A 6706-nucleotide genomic window follows, 5' to 3' on the forward strand; every position below is an offset into this window, starting at 1 on the left:
CTAGGTTGTTAGGCATACTCCTCTGAAGTCATTCAGCAGACCTCAGAGATTTACCCTGTACAGTTCATTCAGCAGTTCTGTACAGTGCCGGGTATAACAACATGAAGTTAATCTATACTTGAAAGGAGTTTTACAATGATTTATTCACGCGAAGTAGAAGAAATGTGCCCAGTTGCACAGGGCGTTCATCATGGCGCCGCTCCAATCCCAGAAGAAGCTAAATGGGTACAGGCAAAAGAAGTCAAAGACATTTCCGGTCTTACACACGGTGTTGGCTGGTGTGCACCACAGCAGGGTGCCTGCAAGCTTACATTAAATGTTAAAGAAGGTATCATCCAGGAAGCACTGGTTGAGACTATCGGATGTTCAGGTATGACTCACTCTGCAGCTATGGCTTCTGAGATCCTTCCGGGTCTTACTGTTATGGAGGCACTGAACACTGACTTAGTTTGTGATGCGATTAACACAGCTATGAGAGAACTCTTCCTTCAGATCGTTTACGGACGTACACAGTCTGCATTCTCAGAAGACGGACTTCCTGTAGGCGCTGGACTCGAAGACCTTGGTAAAGGACTTCGCTCTCAGGTTGGTACAATGTATGGAACTCTGAAAAAAGGACCTCGTTACCTTGAAATGGCAGAAGGTTATGTAACAGGTATTGCTCTTGATGCAGATGATGAGATTATCGGATATCAGTTCGTAAGCCTTGGAAAAATGACTGATTTCATCAAAAAAGGCGATGACCCGAATACTGCATGGGAAAAAGCAAAAGGTCAGTACGGCCGTGTTGCAGACGCTGTTAAAATTATCGACCCAAGAAAAGAATAATTTAGGAGGTAACAGGAAATGGCTTTATTTGAATCATATGAGAGACGAATTGACAAAATCAATTCTGTTTTAAACAGCTATGGCATTGCTTCTATCGAAGAAGCTGAGAAAATCACAAAAGACGCAGGTCTTAATGTATACGATCAGATCAAAGGCATTCAGCCGATCTGTTTCGAGAACGCTTGCTGGGCATATACAGTAGGTGCTGCTATCGCAATCAAAAAAGGATGTAAGAAAGCAGCAGACGCAGCAGCAGCTATCGGAGAAGGTCTTCAGGCATTCTGTATTCCTGGATCCGTTGCTGATACACGTAAAGTAGGTCTTGGACATGGTAACCTTGGCAAAATGCTTCTTGAAGAAGAAACAGAGTGCTTCTGCTTCCTGGCTGGACATGAGTCCTTTGCAGCTGCTGAGGGTGCTATCGGTATCGCTGAGAAAGCTAACAAAGTTCGTCAGAAACCATTACGTGTTATCCTGAACGGTCTTGGAAAAGATGCTGCTCAGATCATTTCCCGTATCAATGGCTTTACATATGTAGAGACAGAATACGATCCATACAAGAACGAAGTGAAAGAAGTATTCAGAAAATCCTATTCTGAAGGTCTTCGTGCAAAAGTTAACTGCTACGGCGCTAACAGCGTTCCGGAAGGTGTTGCTATCATGTGGAAAGAAGACGTTGACGTTTCTATCACAGGTAACTCCACAAACCCGACACGTTTCCAGCATCCGGTTGCAGGTACATACAAGAAAGAACGTCTTGAAGCAGGAAAGAAATACTTCTCTGTTGCTTCCGGCGGTGGTACAGGACGTACACTTCACCCAGACAACATGGCAGCAGGTCCAGCTTCCTACGGTATGACAGATACATTAGGACGTATGCACTCTGATGCACAGTTCGCTGGTTCTTCTTCCGTACCGGCTCACGTAGAGATGATGGGTCTCATCGGCGCTGGTAACAACCCGATGGTTGGTATGACAGTTGCAGTAGCTGTTTCCATTGAGGAAGCTGCTAAAGCTGGTAAATTCTAATAAATAGCTTAAAATAAGCATTTATCGTGTCCAAACGGAGTAATAAAAATAATAAAAAGGGAGTTATTCTTAATTGAGTAGCTCCCCTTTTTGCGCTAAAATGTATAGTTTGCGACCGGAAAATGAGGGGATTCGGAGTGGAGATTAATAAATATGCTTTATTTGCCGATGTGGCAGATACTAAAAATTTTACAAAAACAGGAGAGCGGATGGGGTATACTCAGCCTGGTGTGAGTCATATTCTGAAAGGGATGGAAGCTGAATTTGGTTTTCCTCTTTTTATCAGAACCAAACAAGGGGTAATTCCTACCACCAATGCAGAGACCATCCTGCCTCTGGTACGTCAGCTACTGTCCATTAATGAACAGTTGGAGCAGACCATCAGTTCTCTGAATGGATTGACAACAGGACGGCTTACCATTGCTTCTTTTGCAAGCATAGCACGAAACTGGCTACCGGAGATCATCCATGCTTTTCAGCAGGAATATCCAGGTATCGATATTGCCTTGATGGAGGGTGGTACAGATGATATTGTGCAGTGGGTGGAAAATAACCAGGCAGATTTTGGGCTGCTGAGTAAAAGAAACATTGGTTGCCTGGATTGGATTCCGTTGTATGAAGATCCTTTGCTGGCAGTAGTTCCTGAGGATTATGACACAATGGGAAGAGAGGCTTTTCCTATCTCAGAAATGGCCGGGAAGTCCTTTATTATTTCTGCTGAAGGCGTAGATTATGATGTGCATGAAGCACTGGAAATCGCTGATATTACTCCGGATACCAAGTTTTCATCAAAAGATGACCATGTAATCCTCTCAATGGTATCCAGCCATCTTGGTGTGAGTATTCTTCCGAAACTTGTGATCGGCCATACTCAGGAAGCGATAAAGACCCTTCCTCTTGAACCTTCTGTGACCAGAGAACTGGGAATTGCATTGCGTAATGCGGAAAGTATTACTCCTGCAGCACAGAAATTTATTGAATGCATTCAGAAAATCCTGCCGGAGATGATATAATAAAGTAACAAAAAACAGCCATATCACAGAAAATGATATGGCTGTTTTGGGATTTTAGCCCATGTATACAGTTACGTGATATTCTTTTTTGCCTTCTTCAAAAGGAATCAGACAGCCTTCATATTCCTTGCCATCCACATTGATTTTCTTAACCCCTTTCTGTACATTATCCGGGTTTTTCACATCAATATGATAAACAGCATCTCTGAAGGTTCTGGTGAGTGTGAAATCTCCAAAGCCTTCCGGAATACATGGATCGATGCATAATCCGTCATAAGATGGCTGTACACCCAGAATAGCCTGGGAAAGATTCCAGAAAGTCCATGCTGCAGTACCTGTGAGCCAGCTGTTTTTAGCCTGACCATGGTAAACTGCGTCAGCGCCTGCTACCATCTGAGAATAAACATAAGGTTCTGTACAGTGGATTTCGCTGATGTCTTCAATATAGGAAGGACAGGTCTTTTTATAAATTTCAAAGGCTCTGTTGCCGCGGCCAATCACTGTTTCTGCAATGGATACCCATGGATTATTGTGGCAGAAGATACCTGCATTTTCTTTATATCCTGGCGGATAGGAGGAAATTTCTCCCAGATTCAGATAATACTGGGTATAAGCCGGCTGCAGGATCATGATACCGTATTTTGTATCCAGACGCTCTTTGACAGAATCCAGAGCTTTCTCAGCAAGTCCTTCTTTGACACCGATTCCTGCCATAACGCAGAAGCCCTGGGGCTCAATGAAAATCTGTCCTTCTTTGCATTCCTTTGATCCAATCTTCTGGGACTGTGCGTCATATGCGCGGAGGAACCATTCACCATCCCAGCCTGCATCCAATACAGCCTGATACATGGCAGCTACTTCCTGTTCTGCCTTTGTGGCTGTTTCGTTATCTCCCATATGACGGCTGATCTGAGCAAATTCCTTACCGTATTTCACAAACATTCCTGCAATAAAGACTGATTCGGCAACTGGTCCTTCAGAAGGCCCGGTTGTCTGGAAAGGTTCTCCAGGTTCTGTGGAGAAGCAGTTTAAGTTCAGGCAATCGTTCCAGTCTGCGCGTCCAATGAGAGGCAGCTTATGTGGTCCCAGGTGAGTGCTGGTATATTCGAAAGAACGGCGAAGATGTTCATACAGTGGAGCTGCTTTTTCTTTCTGGTTGTCAAAGTCAACGATTTCGTTTAAAATAGAGAAATCACCGGTTTCCTTCAGATATGCGGAAACTGCAGCAATCAGCCAAAGGGGGTCATCGTTGAAACCGCTTCCGATATCAAGATTTCCCTTTTTGGTAAGAGGCTGATACTGATGGTAAGCGCTTCCGTCTTCAAACTGAGTAGCTGCGATGTCCAGGATACGTTCTCTTGCACGTTCCGGGATCAGGTGTACGAAACCAAGAAGATCCTGGCAGGAATCACGGAATCCCATACCGCGGCCTGTGCCGGATTCGTAATAGGAAGCAGAACGGGACATATTGAAAGTTACCATACACTGGTACTGATTCCAGATATTGGCCATACGGTTTACATTTTCGTCCTTACTTTCTACATGGTAACGGGAGAGCAGCTTGGACCAGTAAGCATTCAGCTCTGCAAATGCTGCATCAACCTGCTGTGTTGTTTGGAACTGTTCCAGGATTTTGTGAGCCCCATCCTTGCGGATTACATTAGGAGCAAGGAACTTCTGATCCTGAGGATTTTCGCTGTAGCCAAGAACGAAAACCAGATCACGGGATTCTCCGGCGGAAAGTGTAAGATTAATCTGATGGCTTGCAATAGGGTACCAGCCGCTGGCTACGGAATTACCTGCTTTGTTTTTCTTTACAGCGTCAGGGAAAGCATTTCCGTTATTATGTCCTAGGAAAGCATCTCTACTTGTGTCATATCCGTCTACCGGACAGTTTACACTGAAGAAGCTGTAATGTTTGCGGCGTTCGCGGTACTCTGTTTTGTGATAAATTGTGCTGCCTTCGATTTCAACTTCACCAATACTTAAGTTTCGCTGGAAGTTTGTGCTGTCATCAACTGCATTCCAGAGACAGAACTCTACATAAGAAAAAAGAGAGAAAGTCTTGGGTTTGTCAGTGGTATTGGTAAGAGTCAGTTTATTGATTTCACAGGAAGTATTTACCGGTACAAAAGCCAGAAGATCAGCCTTTAATCCGTTTTTGGAAGAGAGAAAACGGCTGTATCCGATTCCGTGATGACATTCATAGGAATCCACAGGTGTTTTGGAAGGCATTGTACCTGGATTCCAGATATCTTCGCCATCATGGATGTAATAATATTTGCCGTTGGAATCTACCGGAATATTGTTGTAACGGTAGCGTGTGATGCGCAGAAGCTTGGCATCCTTATAAAAGCTGTAGCCTCCGCAGGTATTGGAAATCAGGGAGAAGAAATCCTGAGTTCCCAGATAGTTGATCCATGGAAGAGGGGTGTCAGGGGTAGTGATGACATATTCTTTTGCCTGGTCATCAAAATAACCGAATTTCATAAAAAATCCTCCTATTTGTTGTAGTGAGATATAACATGTTTACTGAAAATACAGAAAATTAAATCACGAAAACGAATAAGTTCAGAAAGGAACGACATGGAATCGTGAGATATTCTGCTGTTTTTCCTTAGTATAGCGGAATAAAATAAGAAAATCAACTGTTTTCAGGAAAAATAACTGTCCAAAATAATAGATGAATTTTCGTTAAAATGATGAAACTGATTTGTAATAAAAGGAAAAAATAGGATGGGAAAATTGTGCAACCATACGAAAATAGTAAATATTGCACAAAAATAGAAAATATTATCTTGAAAAATTGTGTGAGTAGTTATACAATAGATATAAATAAAAGCACGAAAACGATTACGAAAATTTTAGAAGGAAAGGAGTTACTGTTCACGGAGTGTATAGTGACAGATTGAGGCGTAAATATGGTTTCCATGAAAGAAATTGCAAAAAAATGTAATGTTTCTGTGGCAAGCGTAAGCAAAGCGCTGAACGGTTATTCAGATATCAGTGAAGAGACGAGGAAACTGATTTTGAAAACTGCCTCGGAAATGGGATATCTGCCCAATTCCTCTGCCAGAACATTAAAGACAAAGAGAAGCTACAATATTGGAGTTATGTTTGTAGATGAAGCACGCAGCGGACTTACCCATAATTATTTTAATCATGTGCTTGAAAGCTTTAAACGGACTGCAGAGGAGAGAGGTTATGATATTACCTTTACCAGCGGTAAAATCTCAGGACAGAAGTTAAGCTATTATGAACATTGTCGCTATAGAGGGGTAGACGGAGTGGTGATCGCCTGTGTTGACTTTTATACAGATGAAGTGCAGGAACTGATCCGCTCAGAGATTCCGGTGGTGACGATTGACCATGTTTTTGACGGGAATATTGCAGTGGTTTCCAACAACAGTCAGGGTATGGAGGAGCTGGTGAGCTATATCTACGAGCAGGGTCACAGAAAGATTGCCTATATCCACGGTGACAATACCTCTGTTACCAGGATGCGTCTCACCAGTTTTTACAGAACTGTGCAGAGATTGGGGGTTCAGATTCCGGATGAATATGTAAAAGAAAGCCCATACAGAGATGCAGACAGTGCAGCACGGACAACCGGTGAACTGCTGGAACTTCCGGATCCTCCTACCTGTATTATTTATCCGGATGATTATGCTGCTATTGGAGGAATTAACGAGATCAGAGAAAGAGGATTACGAATTCCTGATGATATTTCTATTGCAGGTTATGATGGAATTGATATTGCGAAAATTCTGGAGCCAAAGCTCACCACCCTTTGTCAGGACACAGCGGCAATTGGCAGGATAGCTGCGGAGAAGCTG

General features: G+C 43.1%; 5 protein-coding genes. 4 read left to right on the forward strand and 1 reads right to left on the reverse strand.

What is annotated here, in order from left to right:
* The first annotated feature begins 135 nt into the window (after positions 1 to 135).
* From H8Z82_RS13830 to H8Z82_RS13840, 3 genes are all read left to right on the forward strand, one after another.
* A complete protein-coding gene (locus tag H8Z82_RS13830; protein WP_019161164.1) occupies positions 136 to 828 on the forward strand; it encodes an iron-sulfur cluster assembly scaffold protein in 693 nt (230 codons plus the stop codon).
* A gap of 18 nt (positions 829 to 846) precedes the next feature.
* Positions 847 to 1857 carry a GGGtGRT protein gene (locus H8Z82_RS13835; protein WP_117844979.1) on the forward strand — a complete coding sequence of 337 codons (1011 nt, stop codon included), beginning with the start codon at positions 847 to 849 and terminating at the stop codon, positions 1855 to 1857.
* Between the two features lie 137 nt (positions 1858 to 1994).
* Positions 1995 to 2870: a LysR family transcriptional regulator gene (locus H8Z82_RS13840; RefSeq protein ID WP_019161165.1), complete on the forward strand. Its 876-nt coding sequence runs from the start codon at positions 1995 to 1997 to the stop codon at positions 2868 to 2870.
* 54 nt (positions 2871 to 2924) lie between these two features.
* On the opposite strand, the gene H8Z82_RS13845 is transcribed toward H8Z82_RS13840, so the two are convergent.
* Positions 2925 to 5360 (reverse strand): GH36-type glycosyl hydrolase domain-containing protein, encoded by a 2436-nt coding sequence (locus H8Z82_RS13845; RefSeq protein WP_186995426.1) that lies wholly within the window; start codon positions 5358 to 5360, stop codon positions 2925 to 2927.
* Positions 5361 to 5791: 431 nt separating this feature from the next.
* Here H8Z82_RS13845 and H8Z82_RS13850 point away from each other — a divergent pair.
* Positions 5792 to 6706: LacI family DNA-binding transcriptional regulator (locus H8Z82_RS13850; RefSeq protein ID WP_186995427.1), on the forward strand; the 915-nt coding region annotated here is incomplete at its 3' end.

Origin of the sequence: Blautia difficilis (assembly GCF_014297245.1) — a bacterium.
GTDB classification, from domain to species: domain Bacteria; phylum Bacillota; class Clostridia; order Lachnospirales; family Lachnospiraceae; genus Blautia_A; species Blautia_A difficilis.

Bases quoted from the DNA above. Each gene is read 5' to 3' on its own strand.
- H8Z82_RS13845 (WP_186995426.1), bottom strand. From the start codon at position 5,360: ATGAAATTCGGTTATTTTGATGACCAGGCAAAAGAATATGTCATCACT.
- H8Z82_RS13830 (WP_019161164.1), top strand. From the start codon at position 136: ATGATTTATTCACGCGAAGTAGAAGAAATGTGCCCAGTTGCACAGGGC.
- H8Z82_RS13835 (WP_117844979.1), top strand. From the start codon at position 847: ATGGCTTTATTTGAATCATATGAGAGACGAATTGACAAAATCAATTCT.